Below are 24234 nucleotides of genomic sequence, written 5' to 3' on the forward strand. Positions count from 1 at the left end.
TAACCTTAAAATTTAATAGCCTATGAAAAAATAACCAGAAGAAATCTAATAAAAAACACGGAAACATGTTACCAGCATATTTCCGTGCTAAAAAACAAATCTGAAAAACAATTTATTTTTTACTTAAAGCATAACAAAAATATGAGAAAAATCCATCATCTCCAACAACCTTGGAGATATTGTAACCGTTTCCTCGAGTTACACAAAATTCCTCTTACTATGAAATTATCGTTGACATTACTTATTCTGTCAATTAATGTCTCTTTTGCAGCCCATTCGTATGCTCAACAAGTAACATTATCCCTTGACATCCAAAACAAGAAAGTCGTTGATGTTTTGGACGAAATCGAAAAACAATCGGAATTTCGATTTTACTACAATAATAAACTGGTCGATGTAGATCGTACGGTATCTGTAAAAGTGAAGAAGAAAGCCGTGTTTTCTATTCTGGACGAATTGTTTTCAAATTACAATGTAGAGTACAAAGTAATTGATAAAGATATCATCCTTACTGAAAAAAACAAGGGTGAAAATAAGACCCGCGAAGCACATCAGCAGCAAATAGATATAACGGGTATAGTTACAGATGCAAACGGAGAAGTATTACCCGGGGTAAGTGTTGTCGTGAAAAATACTACATTCGGTACAATCACCGACGTAGATGGCAAGTATACCATAAATGTTCCCGACAGAAATGCTGTTCTGATCTATTCGATGATCGGTTTTCTGAAATATGAAGAGCCTGTGGGCAATAGACGGTCTATAAATATATCACTGAAAGAAGAAATCCGTGAAATGGATGAGGTTGTTGTGATAGGTTACGGTACTGTAAAAAGAGCCAATCTGGGAGGGGCTGTCGCTACAGCCGATTCGAAAGTATTCCAGTCCCGTCCTATCCAAAATGCCGCCTCAGCACTCCAAGGCGAGGTTCCGGGTCTTACTGTGATACGTACAAGCGGGGCCCCCGGAAGTAGTCCGGTTTTGCGTGTACGTGATATCTCGTCTGTCAATGGAGGAGCTCCGTTGGTGTTGATTGATGGCGCAGAAGGAGATTTGGGTACAATAAACCCTGCCGATATCGAGAATATATCTGTTCTCAAAGACGGGACAGCAGCTATCTACGGGGCGCGTGCTGCTGACGGGGTTGTACTGATCACAACAAAAAATGCGAACAAGAACCAAAAATTAAAGGTAACCCTCGATGCATATTACTCGATAAAGAAACCGGCACTGTTGAAAAAACCGGCCAATCTTTATCAGCATGCTGCTATGGCTCTTGAAATAACAGACGGCAGTTTTCCTATAGAATATACCCAAGATGAATTACAACTCATTCTTGAGGGTAGCGATAAAGTTATTCCAGCCGGAACAACTTGGGGACGCTGGGGCAATGCATATCCAAAATTCTACAAAGACCAAAATTGGAATGAACATATTATAGGAAATGGCAATATTCAGAATTATAATGTCAGCTTTTCCGGAGGGGGAGATAAATATACATATCTCATTTCTTTGGGTTACCAGAAAGAAGAGGGACTACCTAAATTCGGAATAGATTCGGACAAGCGTTATTTTGTGCGTGCAAAATCTAATATAGAAATAGTAAAAAACCTCAACTATGACCTTAATATATCCTACGAGGCTAGTGATAGGGATTACTCTTCCAGTATTAGTCAGGGACAGAATATATGGGAGTTGATATACAAAACTCGCAGTTGGGCACCTGTATACAATCCGGAAGGAAATTTCTATACTTTCGAAGGTTTTGACAATCCGGCACAAGTATTGCAAGATGGGGGCGAGTCTCGTCGAACAGCCGGAAACTTTACCTTCAACAATCAATTGCGTTGGCAGGTTATAGACGGGCTAAACCTTACAGGGCGTGCTATAGTTCGCAAGAGTGATGCAGATGAGTATATCGTCCAGAAGATGCTTTATAGCTACAATTGGGAAAATGTAAATCATCGGACGGCAAGAAAGCCCAACAGTGCCGAGCGTAATTATGCCAAAACGTTGTCTAAAAACTTTACATTGTATGGAGAGTACAAAAAGACATTTGCTCAAAAACATGATATAGGTATAATGTTCGGAGGGTCTCATGAATCTGCCGACTATGACAAATTCTGGGCAAAGCGTATCAATTTCGATCAGCAGGAACAGATGCCTATCAGCATGGGTAGCCCCGAAGATCAGGATGCAGCTAGTGATGGTAACGCATGGACCATTAACTCTTTCTTCTCGAGGCTTAATTATGGATTCGCTAATAAGTATTTTATCGAAGCTACATTACGTGGCGATGGTTGTTCTCGATTTGCGCCGGGTGAACGTTGGGGATATTTCCCGGGAGTAAATGCAACATGGCGTATAGGTGAAGAATCATTTATAAAGCCGCTAAATATTTTTGACGACCTCAAATTCAGGGCTTCCTACGGAAAAATGGGAAATCAATCTAATATAGGCCCTTATGATTTTATCGAACTAATTAATATCAGCAGAAATTATTACCCGTTCGGCAATGGGGCAAAAGGTCAGATGGCGAATCAGTCGAATCTGGTTTCTACTTCCCGTACATGGGAGACTATCAGGTCTGTAAACATCGGTACAGATTTCAGTTTTCTGAATAACAGACTATACGGGTCTTTCGACTACTTCTGGAAAACCAATGAGAATATGTTGATTTCCATTACTTATCCTTCCATTTTGGGGATCGCAGCTCCTTCTACGAACAGTGGAGAACTGAAAATCCACGGTTGGGAAATTATATTAGGATGGAGAGACCAGATCAGTGATTTCAAATATTCGGTAAGAGCTAGTTTAAGTGATGCTCAGAATGAAATAGCCAAAAGAATCGGGAACTCTATAATAGGATATGGAAATAACAGGACGCCTGTAGGCTATCCAATGGATTCATATTTCGGATATGTATTTGATGGTATTATCCAAAATGACCAGGAACTTGCCGAATACAAGTCTCGTTTCCCTAATAGCGGAACCGTACAGGATAAAAGGATACAAGTAGGAGATGCCAAGTATAAAGATCTGAACGGCGATGGTAATCTGACTGAATATGCTGATGGCGATGGCGACCTTGTTTATTTAGGGAATACTAATCCCCGGTACAACTTCGGATTCAATCTCAATGCTGAATATAAAGGCTTCGACTTAGGTGCATTCTTTCAGGGAGTAGGCAAGCGCACGATGTTCCTCGAAGGAGATGCCAGTAAACCGTTTAATGCACCATGGTATCAGTCGGCAGAATACTGGTATGGAAAAACATGGACGCTTGAAAGAACCGATGCCAAGTACCCGGCTATATCAAACGATGGTACCAGAAAAAATTATAACTATTATATCTCTACCAACACCAAGCATAATGTAGGATATATCAGGTTGAAGAACTTGCAGGTCGGCTATACTATCCCTAAAAAGTATACACTGAAAGCGAAACTGGAGAAAGTCAGGATATACTTCAGCGGGGAAGACCTCTTTGAAATACACAATGCACCCGGCGGATGGGACCCTGAAGATGGAGGTAGTTTTGTGAGTTATCCGTTTGCCCGTAATTACTCGTTAGGTGTTAATATCGTTTTCTAATTTTTGCTAAAGTACATAATCATGAAAAAATATATATCAACAATTTCCGCGCTCATTGCTATTTTAGTGGCAATGTCAAGTTGCCAGGATATGGATTTGCTTCCGAAAGAAAACCTAAGTGATCCTCAGTTTTGGAAAACCCCGGCCGATTATAAAAAAGCGGCAAATCTCTTGTATGACAGGATGGAAAGTTTTAATACAAGCGACAGTGAAAGTGATATTGCTTACGGCGAAGGAGCAAATAATGTAAGTAATGGAACATATATCGCAAATTCTTCGGATGGAAATTGGAATGACAGGTTTACTGATATCCGTAATTGTAATAAAATTATAGAGAAAAGTGAAGCCTACGAGGGCAATCCTTCCGAAATAGAACATTATGTAGCCGAAGCCCGTTTTTTCAGGGCCTATACTTATTGGCGTTTGATGAAGAGATTCGCTGACGTGCCTGTCATTACTAAAACTTTAAATGTGGATTCCCCTGAATTATTTGCTCATAGAGACTCTCAGACCAAAGTAGAAGATTTTATACTTTCGGAACTCGAAGCAATCTATACTAAACTGCCAAAACAGAGTGAGCTTGCAGCCGATGATAAAGGGCGTGTAACACAGGGCGCAGCCTTAGCTCTGAAAGCGAGAATCGCATTATTCTCCGGAACATGGGCCAAATATCATAAGCATCGGACAGATTATAAAGAACTGTTGGAACAGGCGGTAGCTGCAGCTGAAAAAGTAAGGGCAAGTGGAGAATACTCCTTATATGAAGGCTCAGGTGCCGAGAGCTATCGTTATCTGTTTATAGAAAAAGGAGACGATGCGCCGGAAGCGATTCTTTCTAACCGCTACTTTAAAGATATACGTATGCACTCGCAGGCTCACGGTGTTTATTGGGGGCAGAGGGGTACTCCGACCAAAAAGCTGGCCGAGATGTATCTGTGCAAAAGTACGGGCTTGCCTATAACCGCCTCCGGATCAGGATTTGAAGGATATAAAAAAATGGCTGATGAGTTTAAAAATCGTGACCCCCGTATGACTCAGACGTTCTTGATACCAGGGACAACATTCCTGAGCCCGCAGGATGGTCAGTTGGTCAGTGCTCCGGGTTTTGAAACCCGTCCGAATACGAAGACAGGATATAAGTTATGGAAGTTTATGGGAGAAGAAAGAACCGGAGTAAACGATTCGTATTATGATTATCATATCATCCGTTATGCGGAAGTATTACTTATCTTGGCAGAAGCCATATTCGAAAAAGATGATAAAATAAGTAATGAAGTCCTGAATAATACGATCAATGTAGTCCGCTCACGAAAGGGAGTAGAGATGCCTGTCCTTACAAATGAATTTGTACAGGCAAATGGACTGGATATGCGGACTGAAATACGTAGAGAGCGTACGATAGAGCTTGCATTTGAAGGATTTAGACGAGATGATCTCAGACGTTGGAAAACGGCGGAAACTGAATTGGTTGGAGCTCTGAAAGGTTTCAGGTATAAAGGTAGTGAGTATGCAGAACTGAAGGTGCTGGATGATGAAAGTGCAAAGAAGCTGGACGAAAATGGTTTTTATATTGTAGAACCTGAGACAAACCGTAAGTTTATAGCACCTAAAAATTATTATTATTCTCTGCCTTTGGATGAAACAAAACTCAATCCGAATTTATTACCAAATAATCCGGGGTGGTAGAATATATTAACGGTTATAAGATGACAAAGAAAAGTTTATTTTTAATTCTATTAACCTTTACTTCAGTTTGGTGTGGCTCTCTTTCTTCCCTAAAAGGACAGAGTAAGGGGGAGCCGACACCGGCTGTACTGATGGAAAATCGTTTCCTCACCCTGAATACAATAATCCGTGTAAATCAGATCGAGGTAAGCAGAGACAGAAACGAAGGACTGGACGAACGTTCCGAGCATACTCCTGAGCGTATAATCGCATTCCGGGAAGCTGTATCTTCTGAGTTTCCGGGTGCAAGGATAACATGGGCATTCAGTTGGTTGGCATTGCATGACGAAACCGAAAATTATAAGAAGATTCGTGAACTGGTAGTCGGATATCACCTTAAGTATGGTGACGATATTACATTCATACCGGGCGCATACTTTGCCAATGCTTATAATACTCGCGAACAGGTAAATAAAGACTTGCAGGATGGACTGGCTAAGGTAAGTGAAATAGTCGGAAACGGATTCCGCCCCAAAAGTGTTGTCGCCGGCTTTCTGTCTGCCGAAAATCAACAATTCTTAGCTGAAAAAGAGGGAATACATGTATGTCAAGGCAATATATGGAGCCAATTTTCTATCGATAATCAGGATGGCGACGGGGCAGTTTCTTATCCTTTCTATCCATCGAAAGAACATTTTTGTAAGCCCGCTCAAGGCAAAGATGACTTTATTGACTGTGTGAATCTGGATGGATGGACAATGGATTTCCTCTCGGCTCGTAGAGCTGGTTTTGCCGACGGTTTCAACAGCCGTATGGGGGTAGGTCCTATCGAAACCTTAATGGCCTATGGGAAATTGACAGGACTAACGCAGATGCTATATACTTCCGCTATGCATTATGACAGGGGATTTGAGCTCAACGGATTTGCCTGGGTAACTAATTGCTGGGAACTGTCTCTTCCAATAGATATATCAGGCCTTAAAGACTGGCTGAATGAGATAAAACGAAACTGGCCAGATGTTAAGTTCATCACTCAGGGCGAATTCGGCTTGTTGTGGAGGGATTATTACAAGGATAATTCTTTCAATTACCGTTTCGAGCAGAAAGGCTCAGGTATCGGAGGTTCTGATTCTAATCTGAAAATCAGATGGTTTATGAACAAGGATTTCCGTCTGGCGCTAGTTAAAGATTGGCAGAAAAACAGAACGGAAAATGTGATTGATTTTACCAACTATAATCTCAAGGCAGAAGAACCTAAGGACATGACCCGAAAATGGAGCCTGATGGGAGAAATTAATCAAAAACAGAGCCGTCCGCAAGATAAACCGAAGGCAATTGATAAAATATCTCCGGAAGGACTTGCTTTAATTAAAAAATATTACCCATATTTGCTTCTTGACTGATGTCTACAGTTACTAAAAATGCCCTGATTAAGTAAATAATAATAACCGGCTATTTATTCTTTTTATAGTAGGTCGGTTCTAAAATGAAAATTCTAATAAACAAATGATATTTATGAGTCTAAGAAAACTGACAACTCTAGTATTGCTCTTCTCCGCTGTGAGTATGAGTTGTACTACCAATACCCGTAAAACCCCAAAGGAAGGGATATCGGATGCTCCCCGGATAATCAATATTGTAAATTTTATCCGTCAGACCGACTACCGTGTCGAAAATGCAGATAGTCTTCTGTTCGAAACTGTTCGGGAGCAAATTAAGTTACTGGATAAGTATTCCTTTCCGGCCACATTCCTGCTTCAATACGATGCTTTGATTAATCCTAAATATCAGGATTTACTCAAAAATGAGCTGAAACCGAATTCTGAAATTGGTGCGTGGTGGGAAATTACCCAGCCTCATGTAGAAGCTGCAGGTATAAAATGGAGAGGAGAACATTCATGGGTTTCTCATGCCAATATTGCCTTCACTACAGGATATACGCCCCAGGAAAGGGAAAAGCTGGTAGATGTATATATGGAGAAATTTAAGAAAATATTCGGGAAATATCCGCAATCGGTAGGTTCGTGGTATATTGATTCGCATACATTGGCTTACATGTACGACAAATATAAAATAATAGCTTCGTGTAACTGTAAGGATCAGGTGGGTACCGACGGCTACACACTTTGGGGTGGATACTGGAATCAGGCATATTATCCTAGCAAACTAAATGCTTATATGCCTGCCCAAACGTCAGAGGGACAGATACCTGTGCCTATTTTCCGCATGCTGGGAAGCGACCCTATTTATCAATACGATACCGGACTGGGACACGACAGGCAGGGTGTCATATCTTTAGAACCTGTTTACCACGAGTCGGGTATGGATAAGAAATGGGTGGAGTATTTTCTGGAATCGATTGTCAACCAGCCTTGTTTGGCTTTCAATTATGCACAGGCTGGACAGGAAAATTCTTTCACATGGAATGGCATGCAGAAAGGATTACAAATGCAGTTCCCCATTTTTGACTCACTAAAGAAATTGCATAAAATCAAAATACAGACATTGGGCGAATCGGGTAAATGGTTTAAAGAGAAGTTTTCAACCACTCCGGCTACAGCAGTGACTACCATGACCGATATCCGTAATGAGGGAAGAAAAACAGTTTGGTTCAACAGCCGCTACTATCGTGCCAATCTTTTGTGGGAAGGAAAATCTTTCCGTTTCCGCGACATTCATCTTTTCGATGAGAAATTCGAATCTCCTTATCTGAATAAATCAGGAGAAGGAAACCAGTTCTTATATTATACGCTTCCGTTTGTCGACGGCTTCATGTGGAGTGTAAACGACGACCGGGCAGGATTGTACATAAAGAGTATAGATAAAGACGGAAATAAGAAGGAAGTATCCTTGAACGAGCCTGTAGTAACAGAAATAGCCAAAGATGTGCTGCAAGTGGAATGTAAGGATGACAACAAGAATGTTTTTAGAATCATATTCCATGAAGATCTCTTTGAGGTACGCTGTGAAGCTGCTGAAAAAGAATTTCGCTGGGTACTCGAACTTAAAACTGCCGAAGGAAAAGAATTGCCATTCCGCTCCATAGGCAACAATCGTATCGATGCTGAATTTATGAACTACAAATACAGTATTACATGCAAAGCAGGGATAGTAGAAAGGGGGATTGCTGCCAACTATGTCTTTCGTCTGATACCTGTAAATAATCAACTAGTTGTTGATTGTACAAATAAACGATGAAATGAATTACAGTGCATTCGCTTTTTTTGAATGCACTGTGTTTTTTAATTCTTTCCGAAAGATTTTGTAAAACAAATAAATATGAATAAAAATATTCTTTTGTTAAAGATTATATTCCTCTTTATAATTTTTGCTTTTACCAACTTCCTAAAAGCCTCAGAGCCTTTTGTCGGCTCTAATAATGAACCTATTCCGCTCAAAGGAAATAGGTTTGTAACCCTTTGTATTATGATACGTACCACCCCTTGGGAAGTTTCGCGGGATGTAAAACTGCATCCACGTGACGAGGGAGACTGGCATACATTGGACGGAGTTCGCTCATTAAGAGAAGCCTTTGCCAAGAATAATCCGGATGGACGATTGACCTGGGGTTTTACGATGAATGCATTGGAAGACCAGCGTGAAAATTACAAGCAGATCCGTCAGTATATTGTAGAATGTCAGAAAAAATATGGAGACGAGGTCTCTTACTTTCCGGGTTATTTTCCGGCGATGTATCTGCCTCGTGAGAGGGTAAACCGTGAAATGTCTGAAGCAATCCAACTGATATCCGATATGGTTGGGGATGGATATCGCCCCCAGTCAATTATCGGAGGATTTTTATCAGCCGATAACTTAAAATACCTTGCCGAAAAAGAAAAGATCCATACGGCACATGCCGTCATCTGGAGTCAGCATAATATAGACGGAGGAGGGGCTGACGGTTCTCCGTCATACCCATTCTATCCGTCAACAGAGCATTTCTGCAAGCCGGCACAAAGCAAAAATGATTTTATAGACTGTGTGAATCTTGATGGCTGGACAATGGATTTTCTATGTGCTCGTCGTAGTGGGCAAAGCGGACATGGTATTGAAGGATATAATAGCCGACGTGGAGTAGGCCCGATAGAGACATATAAAGGCTGGGGTCTCGACTTGGGACATTTGGAAGTTATGCATACACAATCCATTCATTTTGATAAAGGTTTTGAACTAAACGGATTTGGATGGGTGACTAATATCTGGGAAGCCCAAATGGTTCATGAGTTTGGAAAGGAATTTATATGCAAAGCGATGGAAATGTGGGTAAGCGGGACAAAAGAGCGCTGGCCGGATACTCATTTTGTAACTTTTGGAGAGTTTGGCAATATCTGGCGTGAATATAATAAGACGAATGATGACTGGAACTATAGATTCGAGGAAAGAGGGTCGGGGCTTGGCGATTCGTATAATAATCTGGAGATAAAATGGTTCATGAATAAAGAGTTCCGATTGGCTTTGTTACGGGATTGGCATAGAATGACTCCATTTCATGTTATTGATTTTACTCGTTACGATATGGAAGCAAAAGAACCGTCTGATCCTACACCTCTAAAACCCGTCAAAGACTGGAGTTTAATAAATGTGATGAATCAAAAAGGATTACGACCTCAAGACAAACCTAAACTTTTGGAAGAACTGGATCAGGTAGATCAGAATTTGATAAGAAAGCATTATCCTGAATTATTTGATGATAAAAAGGATTTACAGTAAATAGCTTTTAATCTTATGAATAAAGCTTTAAGAGTTTATTTCTTATTCAGACTTACCAATATTTGTGTTAGTTCACAATTTTCTGGGATTGATTAGCAAAGAGATTTAAATAGAAACTTTCTTAGTATACGAATTAACGTTCTCTAGCTAAGCTGTTGTGATTATAGGAATTGGTCTGTATCGGCTGTGTCGGACAGTCGTGTTCTTCTGTACGGTATCAAATAATATTCTTCCCTTCGGTCGAGATGATGGGATGATGAAAAAATAGTTTATAATTGTTAATATTGGATTTCATTTTTATATATCTTTGAATAGTAAGAAAATAATAATGAAGCCCATATCATCTTTACCTAAAGAGTAACAGGTAGATTTAAATTATATTATAAAGCTGCTTATGTGAAAGCCCGCTAAAATCCTCGGTTTGTGGTTGCCAAAGAGGATTTGTGAGGGGGAGGATTGGAGAGTATGGGGTTGAATATTGAATGTTATAACTGTGAGTATCTATTTTCATAATTAATGGCGTAATATTTTATGAGTAAGGAAAACAATAAACAGCATTATATCCCACAATGTTATTTTCGGAATTTCTCTGAAAATAAAAAGTCTATTTGGGTATACAATAAGAGAAATTCAAAATCATATACACAATCTATTGCAAATATAGCTTACAAAGATGATTTTTATAAATTAGCAGAAAAGATTGTTGATGGGGAAACAATAACATCTGCAAATATGCTTGAAAAAGAATTTTTCGCAAATAATTTAGAAATTATGTATAGTGATTGTCTAAAATTATTTGCTTCCAAGACAAAAGAATGGTTAAACAACCATGAAAATAATCCTGTCATAGATAAAAAGACAAAGGACATTTTTTCTGCTCTTATCGCTCTCCAATACTTACGAATGCCCAATATTAGAGAAATGCATATTGATGCAAATAAAAAAGTAAATAATTATGCCTTTGAGTTATATAAGGAATTTTACAAAACACAAGTCGAGGAGAAACAGTATACTTCAATAGATTCAATCACATTAGAGTATGACGACGAATTACAATCACTTGAACATTTTTATATTTATGGAGACCAAAAGTTAATAGACTCATATCAAGATCAATTGGTTAACAAAATATGGGTTTTCTATGTAACAGAGCAGAATAATGTATATACTTCCGATAACCCTATTCTAACAAAACCACATATCGCTAATCAACCTTGCTTTTATAGCGGATTTGGGATGAATGGTGTTGAAGTTATATTTCCCTTGAATGATTCATTAGTTTTAACAATGTGGGATGAAAAATATTTTACAGAAAAGAGAGAATTAGATAATACTTTTTGCTTAATAGACTCTAAATTATTACGAGAATATAATTTATATCAATATCTTTTTTCTAACTCTGAAACATATTGTGTAGATGATAATTTTAATTTAATAAGAGCAATGGTAGACATGAATGAAGGCAAGGAATATTTTATGGATAGACCTCGTATTTACGTAAACGATAAATAGTAAAAAAACTTTTCAAAATAAAACGGAAACCATAACATAAACAAAAAGACCCAACTAATTACTTAGGTCTTTTTGTTTCGTCGGGATACCAGGATTCGAACCTGGGACCCCCTGCTCCCAAAGCAGGTGCGCTAACCGGACTGCGCTACATCCCGTCTTTTGCTTATTGCGGTGCAAAGGTATGACATTTTTTTATATTTCAAAATAAAAAATAAAAATTTACGCATAATTTATTTTAAAACTAAAAAACGAAGCTGGGAAAGGATTCTACATATTGTTGAAAAAAAACGATTGTTAAATCTTCTTCGACAAATATTTAATTCTTTTTTTTACTTATTTTTGCATTTTTAATAATAAATTCTAATAATATGGCAAAAAAGGTACTATTCACATTAATCGTATTAATGGCTTCATTCTATGCTTCGGCACAGAATCTTCAGTTACATTTCGATCCACGTCATGCCCTACATGGAGACAAGATTTCTGGAAAAAACTATTTTACTGCAACCTTTGAGATGTTCAAACCTGACAAATGGGGTTCTACTTTCATGTTTGTCGATTTGGATTTTAACCAAAGCAGAGGAAATATAGGAACAATGTACCTTGAAATTGCCCGCGACCTGAAGTTGGGAAAAAGCCCGATTATGGCCCACTTAGAGTTTAATGGTGGTGTAGGTAAGGCAGAGAACTTTGGTTTTTCTATCGCAAATGCCTACTTAGCCGGAGCATCTTATGCTACAAATATTAAAGGAGTAAACCTTGGAACTTATTTAGTATATAAATACAATGCTTTCGAGAGAGTTAGTAACGATGTTCAGTGGACAGTAACATGGGGAGCTAATCTCTTTGATAATAAATTTACTGTATGTGGATTTCTTGATGTTTGGACTCAGGATAAAAATACGACTCATGCAAAAGATCGAGGTGGTAAAAAAATAATTCTGCTTACAGAACCTCAATTCTGGTATAATGTTAATTCAAACCTGTCTTTAGGTACAGAAATAGAGATAAGCAATAACTTTATTAACTCAGCTAATGGGTCTCGCTTAAATGAACCATATATAAATCCTACTATTGCTGCTAAGTGGAACTTTTGATCATTAATAGAATATGAAAAACTTACTAGAAAAAACATTTAAGCTTTCGGAGAATAATACGACTATACGCAAAGAGTTTCTTGCGGGTCTTATCACTTTCCTTACTATGTCTTATATCCTGATCGTAAACCCAAGTATATTGTCTACTACAGGGATGGATAAGGATGCGTTGTTTACTGCTACAGCTTTGGCAACTATTTTCGCCACCCTTATGATGGCATTATATGCTAAACTGCCAATTGCACAAGCTCCCGGAATGGGATTGAATGCATTCTTTGCTTTCACAATTTGCGGTGTAATGGGATATTCTTGGCAATTTGCACTCACAGCAGTATTTATCGAAGGGATTATATTTATACTACTTACGTTCTTCAATGTTCGTGAACTAATAGTAAAAAGTATACCAAAAGTATTAAAAGACGCAATACCTGTCGGTATCGGGCTGTTTATCACACTAATTGGGTTGAAAAACGCAGGAATCGTAGTTTCAAGTCCTGCTACATTGGTTGCATTAGGAGACTTTTCTCAACACAGCATATGGATTGCCTTTTTAGGACTATTTGTTACAGCTGTACTATTTGTAAGAAATGTAAATGGTTCTATTCTGATAGGGATCGTTGTTGCAACTATCTTTGGTCTTATTTTGGGAGATGTTAAATTACCCGAAGGAAATGTGATTGATACACCTCCATCTATTGCTCCTATCTTTGCTCAGTTTGAGTGGGATCATATTTTATCTATCAACATGGTTATCGTTGTATTCACCTTGTTGTTTGTAAACCTCTTCGATACAGTAGGTACATTGATCGGTGTGGTATCAAAAGCAGGACTTGCAGATGAAGACGGAAATTTCCCTCAAATGAAGAAAGCCCTGTTCTCTGATGCTCTAGGTACTACCGTGGGTTCTATACTTGGTACAAGTACAGTTACTGCGTATGTAGAAAGTGCATCGGGTGTAGCATCGGGCGGTCGTACCGGACTTACCTCTGTAAGTACAGCGTTGTTTTTCATCTTAGCACTATTTTTTGCACCATTATTCCTGATGGTTCCCGCTGCTGCAACCTCACCGGCTTTGATTATTGTTGGTTTGTTTATGATTTCGTCTGTTGCTAAGATCAATTTCAGCGACATGAGCGAAGGTTTGCCTGCATTCCTTACCATCGTGTTTATGCCTTTTACATACAGTATAGCAGAAGGTATTGTTTTCGGTATGTTGAGTTTTGCGTTTATCAAAGTTTTTTGCGGAAAATCAAAAGATGTATCTGTTACAGTGTACGTCATTGCAGTATTATTCCTTCTAAAATTAGTGTTGGATGCAATGCATGTTATAGGATAGTGTATATTTGTTAAAAAGCGAGGTTTCGCTTACAAAAAATAATATTTTCATGTAATCCCGGCAAGGTCTCTTGTCGGGATTATTATGTTTTATAACCATATTAAATTACTCTAAAATACTTTGTTATCCGGTTATTTTTTCATAATATTGAAATCGATTGATTGTAACAGATAGTCAGTCGATTTTTGCACTATATGAATATCATGAACATGTTAAATACTATTATCTAACCTTTTAAAATCGTTACAGTATGAGTGGAAAGTCTGTTTATGTCTTTGGCGGTACAGTTACCGAGGGAAACGCGAAAATGAAGGAGTTACTAGGAGGAAAAGGTGCTAATTTGGCAGAAATGAGTCTAATGGGAATACCTGTGCCTCCGGGATTTACAATCACTACAGAAGTGTGCAATTTATTTTACAAGGAAGGTAAAGAAAATGTTATTAAACTTCTTACAAATGAGGTGAAAGAAGCAATACATCATATCGAGCGTGTTGTGGGAGGCCCTAAATTTGGTGATGATGAAAATCCTCTTCTCGTTTCGGTTCGCTCGGGAGCAAGAGCTTCCATGCCGGGGATGATGGATACAATCTTAAACCTAGGATTAAACGAAAAAGCCGTAGAAGCCATTGCGCGTAAGACACAGACTCCTCGCTTTGCTTGGGATTCATATCGTCGTTTCATACAAATGTACGGCGATGTGGTAATGGGTTTGAAACCTGTAGAAAAGGATGATGAAGATGTTTTTGAAGAAATTATAGATGAGCTGAAAGAAAAGAAAGGTATAAAACAAGATTCAGAATTTGGAACAGAAGATTTGAAGGAGCTTGTTGTACGTTTCAAAAAAATAATAAAAGAAAAGACAGGGCAAGACTTTCCAACAGACCCATGGGTACAACTTTGGAATGCTATAATGGCTGTATTTGAAAGCTGGATGAACGAACGTGCTATCTTTTATCGCAAACTGAATAATATTCCTGCAGAGTGGGGTACTGCCGTTAACGTGCAGGCAATGGTATTCGGTAATATGAATGATAATTCCGGTTCGGGAGTAGCATTTACTCGTAATGCTGCTACAGGAGAAGCTCGGTTCAATGGTGAGTTCCTTATCAATGCACAAGGTGAAGATGTGGTTGCCGGTACACGTACTCCTCAGCAGATTACCTTACAAGGTTCTTATGACTGGGCAAGACAACAGGGCATCACTGAAGAAGAGAGAAAACAAAGAGGATTGTCTCTGGAGGAAGTAATGCCTGAAGCTTACAAGAGCCTGAATGAAATTCAGAAAAAGCTTGAATTGCATTATAAAGACATGCAAGACCTTGAGTTTACAATACAAGATAACAAGCTATGGTTGCTTCAGACACGTAGTGGAAAACGAACCGGTGCTGCTGCCGTAAAGATTGCCATGGATATGTTAAACGAAGGTTTGATATCCGAAGAAGAAGCTTTGTTGCGTGTTGAACCTCAGAAGATAGATGAATTACTACACCCAGTGTTCGAGCCGAAGGCGTTAAAAGCTGCTACAGTTATAGCTAAGGGGCTCCCTGCGTCTCCCGGTGCAGCTACAGGGCAAATCGTTTTCTTTGCCGATGATGCTGAATGGCAAACAAGCCATCATAAAAATAAAAAAGTTATCCTTGTCAGAATAGAAACTGCCGCTGAAGATCTAAAAGGTATGGCTGTTGCCGAAGGTATCCTTACGGCTCGCGGAGGGATGACTTCTCACGCTGCCGTTGTTGCTCGTGGCATGGGTAAATGTTGCGTGTCCGGTGTTTCTGACCTTCGTATCAATTACAAGAGGCGTTCTCTTATGATTGATGATCGTGAGTATCGTGAAGGTGATTGGATCTCTATCAATGGCTCTACAGGAGAAGTGTATGACGGTAAGGTAGGAACAAAAGATGCCGAATTAAGTGCAGATTTTGCCGAAATGATGAAACTTACAGATAAATATTCCCGTCTGAAAGTAAGAGCGAATGCCGATACTCCACACGATGCTTCTGTTGCTCACAACTTTGGAGCTGTAGGAATTGGTTTATGCCGTACAGAGCACATGTTCTTCGAAGGGGATAAGATCATTGCCATGCGTGAAATGATTTTGGCAGACAATGTAGAAGAACGTAAGAAAGCATTAAAAAAACTGCTTCCTCTTCAGGAAGAAGACTTTGAAGGTATATTCGCCGCTATGGAAGGACTTCCTGTAACAGTTCGTTTACTCGACCCACCATTGCATGAATTCTTGCCTCATGATATGAAGGGTTTGGAGGAAATGGTAGAGGCAATGCAAATTTCTGAAAGTAAGATAAAACAAAAGATTTCATCATTGCAAGAAATGAATCCAATGCTGGGACATCGTGGTTGCCGTCTTGCAAATACTTATCCTGAAATTACTGAAATGCAGACAAGAGCCATTCTGCAAGCTGCTCTGAAACTGAAGAAAAAAGGAATAAAAACTCATCCTGAAATCATGGTACCATTGACTACCTCTTTGAGTGAAATGAAATTCCAGGAAGATATCATTCGCAGTACTGCTGAAAAGGTATTTGCAGAAATAGGTGATAGAATCGATTTTGAGGTAGGAACAATGGTGGAAACGCCTCGTGCCGCTATTACAGCTGACAAGCTTGCCGAATCTGCTGAATTCTTCTCTTTGGGAACAAATGACCTCACTCAGATGACATTCGGGTTCTCTCGTGACGATGTGGGTAAATTCCTGCCTATTTACTTAGAGAAAGGTATTCTAAAAATAGATCCATTCCAGGCTATAGATAGGGAAGGTGTGGGACAACTTGTACAATCTGCTGTGACTAAAGGCCGTCAAACTCGTCCGGGCATGAAAGTCGGTATTTGTGGAGAACATGGCGGTGAACCATCTTCTATCGAATTCTGCCATTGCGTAGGATTGAACTATGTGAGTTGCTCTCCATACCGTGTTCCAATTGCACGTCTAGCGGCAGCACAGGCTGCTATTAACTTTAAAAGTTAATTAACAACTTCTGATATATATAATGGCTGTGATGTTTCCTCACAGCCATTTTTTTATATATAAAAATCGTTGGGAATTAAAATTATATAGAAATCAAAAAGATCGAAAATGACAATATTTTCAAATTAAAGGAGATCTGTTGTAACACTATGGCTTTTCATTTCGTGTAAATAGTATAAATAATTAAACAAAAAGAATGAAAGCTATATTATCCTTACTTTTACTTATTATCGTCAGCATCTCGGTAAGTGCGATAGATATAAAAGGGCGTATTGTAGATCTGAAAACAAAACAGCCTATTGAGTTTGCTACAACAGTATTGCTTAAAGTGGATTCCTCATATATCACCGGATCTCAAACAGACACTACAGGTTTGTTCTTGATTGCGGGGCAGTTTCAAAAACAAGATTACATCCTGAAGGCCTCTTACATGGGCTATCGTACAACATTTATCAAGATTAATAATCTTACAACACATATCGATTTAGGTGATATAGAAATACAGGAAGATGCGAAAACTCTTGGTGAAGTTATTGTAACAGGAAATCGGATAATAAACAAAATAGATCGTCAAATACTTATGCCCGACTCAATGCAGGTAAAAACATCTGTGAGTGCATTCGACTTGCTTAGCAACATGGCAATACCCCGATTGAATATAGATGCTGTAAATAGGACTATAAAAATTAGTAACCAAGAAGTTCAACTCCGCATCAATGGAGTCAGGGCTTCTGTACAAGAAGTAGCAGCTTTGAGATCACAAGATATCCTTCGTGTCGAATTTTTTGAAGATCCCGGAGTACGTTTTGGAAATGAGAATGTGGGTGCTGTATTAAATCTGATCGTTGACCGACAGAAAAATTATGGAGGGTATGTGTTTGCTGACGGACGGAATTCTCCCTATGTAGGGTTTGGAAATGATAATCTAACTTTCAAGACAAACTATAAAGCCTCAGAATTCGGACTCAATTATTTTATCAATTATAGAAGCTATGACAAACGGTGGTCTGATCAAACAGAGACACTGAATTTTCCGAACAATCCGATCACCAGAGAGCAGAAAGGTATTTATGCCCCTATGGATTATCAATATCAATACTTGAATCTATCATACAATCTTACTTCCCCTGATAAGTATGTGTTTAACGTATTGTTTAAGAATCAGTTCTACAATTATAAAAATCAAAGTGCACAAAATATATTATATTCCAATAGTCTAAATAAGACACTCTCCTCTTCAAGAAATAAAGGGAATGAATATACTCCTGTACTCGATATATACTTCAAACGAGAATTGAAGAATAAGCAATCACTTGCTGTAAATCTCGTGGGGACATACATCGGTTCCAATAGTGACCGTAGATACAAAGAAACTGAAGATGGCGAAGTGCTTTCCGATATTTTCAATAAAATAGACGGCAATAAATACTCTCTTATCGGTGAAGCCGTATATGAAAAGCAGTTCGAAAATCTATCCTTCTCCTCGGGAATAAAACATACACAAGGTTTTGCTGATAATACATATGAAGGCGGAGCAAATACTATTACTAAAATGAAAAATGCGGAATCTTATTTGTATGCTCAGATACAGGGAAAAATAGCTAAAAAGTTAGGCTACACTATCGGCATAGGTGGAACTCGTCTGTTTTTCAAAGAAGGGAAGAAGGATGCTACCTATTATACCTTCCGCCCTTCCGTTCAACTTAGTTATCCATTAAATGATAATTTTTCGTTGAAATATTCATTTATAGTGAATACACGGACTCCTTCCTTGGGACAACTAAGTGGAGTGGAACAACAAACCGATACTTATCAGATAAGTAGGGGAAATCCTAACCTAAAACCATATAATCTCTATAACAACAGATTGACTTTAAGTTACAATAAAGGAATATTTGATATAAGTACAGTTATCGGTTATATGTATTTTGATAAGCTTATAGTAGACGCGTTTAGTATAGAAGGGGATAAGGTGATAAGCTTTTCGGATAATCATAAGGGAGAACATTACTTATTCTTAAATGGAGATGTTACTTTGAGGCTTATTAAAGATATATGGACTGTTACCGGGTGGTTTGGAGTGCATCGGGATATATTTAAGTCCAATTATGGTAATACACATGTACACAATTTTATGCATGGCGGAGCTCGTTCAAACCTTATATATAAAAACTGTTTATTGACAATGGGAATGTATACCAGATATAAAGAGTTATGGGGCGAAACAATCTGGTATGGTGAAGACTGGAACTATATAGAAGCCGGATATAAGTACAAAGAAGCACAACTTTCGGTTGGGATGTCATATCCGTTTAAGGATTACTGGAGTGCAGGAAGTCGTAACGTTTCCAATATTAAGCCATCGACGTCATGGTCGTATATAAAAGAAAACGGGCACATGCTTTATTTGCGCTTTTCATGGAACGTATCGTTCGGTAGAAAGCATGAAGCAGGGAAAAAGAGCTTGGAGAACTCAGATTCAGACAAGGGAATATTATAAACGTTCTTAAAAATTCATAACACTATTAAGATCAATTTGGATTTGAAGCGTGTCGGCTCTTCTGATGGGATATCAGGAGAGCCGACTATTTATGTTGTACCGGTTAGTCTTACTGTTATAAAAAGGAAAAAACTAAACAAAAGCTCGTTTTATGTGTTCTATCAGTGATGCAAAATATTTATATATGTATAATTTATGAATAGAATGTAATATCTTTGCAAACTGGCAATAAGCATTCTGCTTACAACCAATAATTGACTTTAACAGCCTATAGCCTACGGCTATTCGCTAAAATAAAATTAATCATGCAAGAAACTCAAGATAAAATTTTAGAAGACGTTACCACCGGAGATTACAAATACGGTTTTGTAACGGATATTGAAACTGAGGTTATTCCGATCGGACTCAACGAAGATGTTGTACGTCTGATTTCAGCGAAAAAAAATGAGCCGGACTGGTTGCTCGAATACCGTCTTAAAGCATATCGTCATTGGCTTACAATGAAGACGCCGGAATGGGCGCATCTGGAAATTCCGGAGATTGACTATCAGAGCATCAGTTACTATGCAGCTCCAAAGAAAAAAGACGGACCTAAAAGCCTCGATGAGGTAGACCCTGAGTTGTTGAAAACATTTGATAAACTAGGAGTTCCGCTTCATGAACGCGAAATATTAGCCGGTGTGCAAACTATGGCTGTGGATGCAGTTGTAGATAGTGTTTCCGTAAAAACTACATTTAAGGAAGTGTTGGCCGAAAAGGGTATCATATTCTGTGCTTTCAGTGAGGCTGTACAGGAACATCCCGAATTGGTTAAAAAATATCTTGGATCTGTAGTTCCATATAGAGATAATTTCTTTGCTGCGCTTAACTCTGCCGTATTCAGTGACGGGTCTTTTGTGTATATTCCTAAAGGTGTACGTTGCCCGATGGAGTTGTCTACATATTTCCGTATCAATGCAGCTAATACAGGGCAGTTTGAGCGGACTCTGATCGTTGCTGAGGATAATTCATACGTTAGCTACCTTGAGGGTTGTACAGCTCCTATGCGTGACGAAAATCAGTTGCATGCTGCTATTGTAGAAATCATAGCTCTCGACTACGCAGAAGTAAAATATTCTACTGTGCAAAACTGGTATCCGGGAGATAAAGATGGTAAGGGTGGAATTTATAACTTTGTTACTAAGCGTGGTATATGTAAAGGAAAAGGCTCTAAGATCTCTTGGACACAGGTAGAGACAGGTTCCGCCATTACATGGAAATACCCATCATGTATCCTTGCAGGAGATGATTCTATAGGTGAATTTTATTCTGTTGCGGTAACCAATCATTATCAGCAGGCTGATACAGGTACCAAGATGATACACCTCGGTAAAAACACAAAGAGCCGTATCGTATCCAAAGGAATATCAGCAGGACTTAGTCAAAATATATATAGAGGTTTGGTTAAAGTTTCACCAAAAGCAGAAGGTGCGCGCAATCACTCGCAATGCGACAGTTTATTACTCGGTGATAAGTGTGGTGCGCATACATTCCCTTATTCAGATATAGCAAATCCGGGAGCTATCATTGAGCATGAAGCTACTACTTCTAAGATTAGTGAAGATCAAATTCTTTATTGTAATCAGCGCGGTATAGGAACTGAAGAAGCTGTGGGGCTTATAGTAAATGGCTATGCTAAAGAGGTAATGCAAAATCTTCCGATGGAATTTGCTGTTGAAGCTCAAAAGCTATTACAAATCAGTCTGGAGGGTAGTGTAGGATAATAAAATCAGGATATTGATAATAATACAAGAAAAGACGGTTTGAAGCCGTCTTTTTTATTTTGTATAACTCAAAACTTTTTCAGTTCTCTATATAATCTTTGTATCGGTAATCCCATTATATTAAAATACGATCCTGAGATATACTCTACAGCTACATATCCTATCCACTCTTGCACTCCATATGCTCCGGCTTTGTCGAAAGGCTTATAGTTGGAAACGTAATATTCAATTTCATCGTCATCAAGTTTAGAGAAGCGAACTTCGGATGATACACCAAAAGAGACTTGCTTGTCTTTAGTTGTGATGCATACCCCTGTGATTACCTGATGCGTTTTTCCGGAAAGATCGCGTAGCATTTGCTTCGCATCTGTTTCATCTGATGGCTTTCCATAAACTTTTCCATCGAGTAAGACGATTGTGTCTGCAGTTATAAGTAATGTATTCTCATCCAGTTGATCGAGGTAAGCATTAGCCTTTTCTTTCGCAATATAGATAGCGATATCCTCTCCTGCAAGGCTGTCCGGATATGACTCATCAATATCAGGTAAAGTTTTTATCTCATAGGGTATATTTAGCCCACTCAGAAGTTCTTTTCTACGAGGTGAATTGGATGCTAGAATTATGTTATATCGTGAGAGGTTTAGCATTTACATGAAGTTATAATAATTTTCGAGTTCAAGAAGAAGAAGTTTTATATCTGTTCCATATGCATAGCCACCCAATCGTCCTCCTTCATTTACCACACGGTGGCAAGGGACTATAATAGCTAGATTATTCTTTCCGTTTGCAGCACCTACAGCTCTGCATCCTTTTGGTGAACCGATAGCGATAGCTTCATCTTTATACGAAACAGTTTTTCCATAAGGGATTGTGCTCAGATATTCCCATGCTTTTTGCTGAAACGATGTACCGTTTTGTTTCAGGGGTAAGTCAAAAACTTTACGTTCTCCGGAGAAATATTCTTCCAACTGTTTTATTGCATTATTCAAAAGTGGTGAAGAGTCGGCTTTTTCCTCCCCTTCTTGGTGAATAATCCTTACCGATGAAATATAACCGTCAGTTTCTCTTATCTCGATTAATCCTACGGGAGATTGTAAAAAAGCCTTCATTTTTTCTTTTCTTCGGTTTAGGCCTGTCTTCGTATTTTGTCCAACTCCAGTTTATCATTTGTCGAAGTCTCTTCAAAAAACGTTTCGAAGGTTTATCTTTTAAGTAGGACTCAATATGTCTTTTTTTCTTTTCTTCTAATATCTCATCTACATTGATGAGGATTCCTGTTTCCTCTACATTGCCAAAAGTATCGTTTACTGCCGTTCCAAAGACCTTCATTTGAGGGGAAAGACTCATGTAAGCATTTACAAGTGGAGGAATATTAAGATCTAATTTACGAACGGAAGTGTTTAATATTCGATAGTCAGACTTGAACGACTCTCCATCAAATAGCCTTCTCAGCTTGCTCTTTTCGGTCTCTATCGTTAAGGCTTGCTTTGGCCATACAAGCTTTTCGGGATCCGGAAAATACTTATTCAGAAAATACAGAATCATATCCCGGGCTTGTGTATTGTATGTGTCGTACATTGTTACCTTCCCAAAAAAATACTTCATGGAAGGGTCTGCCACAGATAGCGCACCTAATCCATCCCAAAGATTATCTAATGCGAAGATACCTCTCGAACCGGCTAGTGTTGATTGATATTCGAGCGTAACAAACGAACGTCCAAGCTCGAATGTATAAGGGAGATATTCCTTAATAAACCTTTCGGAGAAATGGAACAAATGCGATGTTGCCAATATGGGTTCACCATTCTCATCGAAGCAAATATCAGGTCCGCATATAAAGCGATATCCACCGATTATCTCTCCTGCTTCCGGATTCCATACTATTAATTGCTTGTATGGATTGTCCATTTTGTCGTACTCGTCTATATCTACAGACTTCCCTGTTCCTCCGCCATAATACCGGAATGCTATCTCACGCAGACGGCCTATCTCCAGCATCACATTCGGCGAATTATGATGTGTGACAATATAGATTTCATTGTTAGCCTTATTTGTATACCTGAGAAATTTATCCTTTGTCAGTTCGGCTCTCAATAAATCCTTATTTATCGGTGCGATAACAGTTTCCATTTATTGCTTGTTTGTTTTTGCCAAATTATATGACTTTTCCTTTACATACTGCGCCCATTGCATAGCACTCTTTGAGTTGTCAAAGAATGTATATGGTATAGGTTCACCAAATGTTATGGAAAAACTTTTATTTTTATTCTTAAACATTTCGTCAGGCAATAGGATCAACTCAATATTAAATTTTATGCCCAGACGCTTTCTTATATTTGCAAATCTATAAAAGAAATTTGAATTTTTGCCTTCAAAGTACACAGGAACTACATCCCTTCTTGATTCTACAGCTTTCAGAATAAAATTTTTCTGCCAATCCAAATCATGAATCTTGCCATTCTCTTGTCTGGAACATAAGCCCGCAGGGAAGGTAATGATTTGGTTGTCCGATTCATAGGCTTCATTTAGGCTTGTGGTCGCTTGTTTCGACTGACGTCCATATTTATTAACCGGAAGAAAAATAGGTTGCAGATTCTTAATAAAGTATAAAACATCGTTTACTACGTATTTTATTTTTTTATCGAATCGTTCTCCAATAACCGCAGATAAGCAGATGCCATCGAGCCCGCCTAAAGGGTGGTTTGATACAAATATATACTTTTTCCCGTCTTGAATATTTTCTAGCCCCGAGGTCTCTAATGTAAGATTGAAATATCCTACAACCGCTTGCATAAAATCCACTCCATACTTATCAGCATAGATCGTAAGTATTTTGTTCAGTTCATCTAAATGGATTTTTCGCTTGAGGTAGTTTATTGCAAAACGTGGTACCTTATTATAAATCTTGGGAGCTTTCTCGGCAAGTACTTTATCTAAATCTAGTATTTGAGGTTCGTGATTCATTCCGTATTATATACCTTTCTGATGCAAAAATAGTTGAATTTAATATATATCATACCGAAAAATGTATAAATAGTTATAACAAGAACATTTTAATAGATAAGAACTAT

At 38.5% G+C, this 24234-nt stretch carries 15 protein-coding genes and 1 tRNA gene; 11 read left to right on the top strand and 5 right to left on the bottom strand.

Annotated elements, in window-relative coordinates; translation table 11 throughout:
* Positions 1-219: 219 nt before the first annotated feature.
* From E4T88_RS11495 to E4T88_RS11520, 6 genes are all read left to right on the top strand, one after another.
* Positions 220-3594 (top strand): SusC/RagA family TonB-linked outer membrane protein, encoded by a 3375-nt coding sequence (locus E4T88_RS11495; protein WP_135105790.1) that lies wholly within the window; start codon positions 220-222, stop codon positions 3592-3594.
* Positions 3595-3615: 21 nt separating this feature from the next.
* Positions 3616-5280, top strand: a complete 1665-nt coding sequence (locus E4T88_RS11500) for a RagB/SusD family nutrient uptake outer membrane protein (RefSeq protein ID WP_135105578.1) — start codon at positions 3616-3618, stop codon at positions 5278-5280.
* Positions 5281-5300: 20 nt separating this feature from the next.
* Complete coding sequence (locus tag E4T88_RS11505) at positions 5301-6662, top strand: DUF3863 domain-containing protein (protein WP_135105579.1); 1362 nt, start codon at positions 5301-5303, stop codon at positions 6660-6662.
* A 163-nt stretch (positions 6663-6825) separates the two neighbouring features.
* Positions 6826-8457 carry a hypothetical protein gene (locus E4T88_RS11510; RefSeq protein WP_228093905.1) on the top strand — a complete coding sequence of 544 codons (1632 nt, stop codon included), beginning with the start codon at positions 6826-6828 and terminating at the stop codon, positions 8455-8457.
* Between the two features lie 81 nt (positions 8458-8538).
* A complete protein-coding gene (locus E4T88_RS11515; protein ID WP_135105582.1) occupies positions 8539-9969 on the top strand; it encodes a DUF3863 domain-containing protein in 1431 nt (476 codons plus the stop codon).
* A 531-nt stretch (positions 9970-10500) separates the two neighbouring features.
* Positions 10501-11481, top strand: a complete 981-nt coding sequence (locus E4T88_RS11520; RefSeq protein WP_135105584.1) for a DUF4238 domain-containing protein — start codon at positions 10501-10503, stop codon at positions 11479-11481.
* Positions 11482-11561: 80 nt separating this feature from the next.
* Here the strand turns inward: E4T88_RS11520 and E4T88_RS11525 are convergent.
* A tRNA-Pro gene (locus E4T88_RS11525) sits at positions 11562-11636 on the bottom strand.
* Between the two features lie 213 nt (positions 11637-11849).
* Between E4T88_RS11525 and E4T88_RS11530 the strand changes: the two genes are divergently transcribed.
* The 5 genes from E4T88_RS11530 (at position 11850) to sufB (ending at position 21163) form a co-directional block, all read left to right on the top strand.
* On the top strand, positions 11850-12578 hold the full coding sequence (locus E4T88_RS11530; protein ID WP_135105586.1) for a DUF5020 family protein: 729 nt from the start codon (positions 11850-11852) through the stop codon (positions 12576-12578).
* Between the two features lie 13 nt (positions 12579-12591).
* Positions 12592-13914: an NCS2 family permease gene (locus E4T88_RS11535; RefSeq protein WP_135105587.1), complete on the top strand. Its 1323-nt coding sequence runs from the start codon at positions 12592-12594 to the stop codon at positions 13912-13914.
* A gap of 250 nt (positions 13915-14164) precedes the next feature.
* Positions 14165-16900 carry a pyruvate, phosphate dikinase gene (gene ppdK, locus E4T88_RS11540; protein WP_135105588.1) on the top strand — a complete coding sequence of 912 codons (2736 nt, stop codon included), beginning with the start codon at positions 14165-14167 and terminating at the stop codon, positions 16898-16900.
* A 196-nt stretch (positions 16901-17096) separates the two neighbouring features.
* Positions 17097-19400 carry an outer membrane beta-barrel protein gene (locus E4T88_RS11545; RefSeq protein ID WP_135105590.1) on the top strand — a complete coding sequence of 768 codons (2304 nt, stop codon included), beginning with the start codon at positions 17097-17099 and terminating at the stop codon, positions 19398-19400.
* 305 nt (positions 19401-19705) lie between these two features.
* A complete protein-coding gene (gene sufB / locus E4T88_RS11550; protein ID WP_135105592.1) occupies positions 19706-21163 on the top strand; it encodes a Fe-S cluster assembly protein SufB in 1458 nt (485 codons plus the stop codon).
* Between the two features lie 68 nt (positions 21164-21231).
* Here the strand turns inward: sufB and E4T88_RS11555 are convergent, their stop codons facing one another.
* From E4T88_RS11555 to glsA, 4 genes are read right to left on the bottom strand one after another with little or no spacing between them, the layout of a single operon-like run.
* Positions 21232-21810 (bottom strand): Maf-like protein, encoded by a 579-nt coding sequence (locus E4T88_RS11555; protein ID WP_135105593.1) that lies wholly within the window; start codon positions 21808-21810, stop codon positions 21232-21234.
* On the bottom strand, positions 21811-22272 hold the full coding sequence (locus tag E4T88_RS11560; protein WP_135105595.1) for a methylated-DNA--[protein]-cysteine S-methyltransferase: 462 nt from the start codon (positions 22270-22272) through the stop codon (positions 21811-21813).
* Positions 22220-23293 (bottom strand): glycine N(alpha)-acyltransferase GlsB, encoded by a 1074-nt coding sequence (gene glsB, locus E4T88_RS11565; protein WP_135105597.1) that lies wholly within the window; start codon positions 23291-23293, stop codon positions 22220-22222. The genes E4T88_RS11560 and glsB overlap by 53 nt, the downstream gene beginning before the upstream one ends.
* The gene (gene glsA, locus E4T88_RS11570) at positions 23294-24127 is read right to left on the bottom strand and encodes a lyso-glycine lipid O-acyltransferase GlsA (RefSeq protein ID WP_135105599.1); all 834 of its coding nucleotides are present in this window, start codon (positions 24125-24127) and stop codon (positions 23294-23296) included.
* Positions 24128-24234: the final 107 nt, after the last annotated feature.

This window comes from Dysgonomonas mossii (genome assembly GCF_004569505.1).
Taxonomy (GTDB): Bacteria; Bacteroidota; Bacteroidia; order Bacteroidales; family Dysgonomonadaceae; genus Dysgonomonas.

Bases quoted from the DNA above. Each gene is read 5' to 3' on its own strand.
- E4T88_RS11495 (WP_135105790.1), top strand. From the start codon at position 220: ATGAAATTATCGTTGACATTACTTATTCTGTCAATTAATGTCTCTTTT.
- E4T88_RS11500 (WP_135105578.1), top strand. From the start codon at position 3,616: ATGAAAAAATATATATCAACAATTTCCGCGCTCATTGCTATTTTAGTG.
- E4T88_RS11505 (WP_135105579.1), top strand. From the start codon at position 5,301: ATGACAAAGAAAAGTTTATTTTTAATTCTATTAACCTTTACTTCAGTT.
- E4T88_RS11510 (WP_228093905.1), top strand. From the start codon at position 6,826: ATGAGTTGTACTACCAATACCCGTAAAACCCCAAAGGAAGGGATATCG.
- E4T88_RS11515 (WP_135105582.1), top strand. From the start codon at position 8,539: ATGAATAAAAATATTCTTTTGTTAAAGATTATATTCCTCTTTATAATT.
- E4T88_RS11520 (WP_135105584.1), top strand. From the start codon at position 10,501: ATGAGTAAGGAAAACAATAAACAGCATTATATCCCACAATGTTATTTT.
- E4T88_RS11530 (WP_135105586.1), top strand. From the start codon at position 11,850: ATGGCAAAAAAGGTACTATTCACATTAATCGTATTAATGGCTTCATTC.
- E4T88_RS11535 (WP_135105587.1), top strand. From the start codon at position 12,592: ATGAAAAACTTACTAGAAAAAACATTTAAGCTTTCGGAGAATAATACG.
- ppdK (WP_135105588.1), top strand. From the start codon at position 14,165: ATGAGTGGAAAGTCTGTTTATGTCTTTGGCGGTACAGTTACCGAGGGA.
- E4T88_RS11545 (WP_135105590.1), top strand. From the start codon at position 17,097: ATGAAAGCTATATTATCCTTACTTTTACTTATTATCGTCAGCATCTCG.
- sufB (WP_135105592.1), top strand. From the start codon at position 19,706: ATGCAAGAAACTCAAGATAAAATTTTAGAAGACGTTACCACCGGAGAT.
- E4T88_RS11555 (WP_135105593.1), bottom strand. From the start codon at position 21,810: ATGCTAAACCTCTCACGATATAACATAATTCTAGCATCCAATTCACCT.
- E4T88_RS11560 (WP_135105595.1), bottom strand. From the start codon at position 22,272: ATGAAGGCTTTTTTACAATCTCCCGTAGGATTAATCGAGATAAGAGAA.
- glsB (WP_135105597.1), bottom strand. From the start codon at position 23,293: ATGGAAACTGTTATCGCACCGATAAATAAGGATTTATTGAGAGCCGAA.
- glsA (WP_135105599.1), bottom strand. From the start codon at position 24,127: ATGAATCACGAACCTCAAATACTAGATTTAGATAAAGTACTTGCCGAG.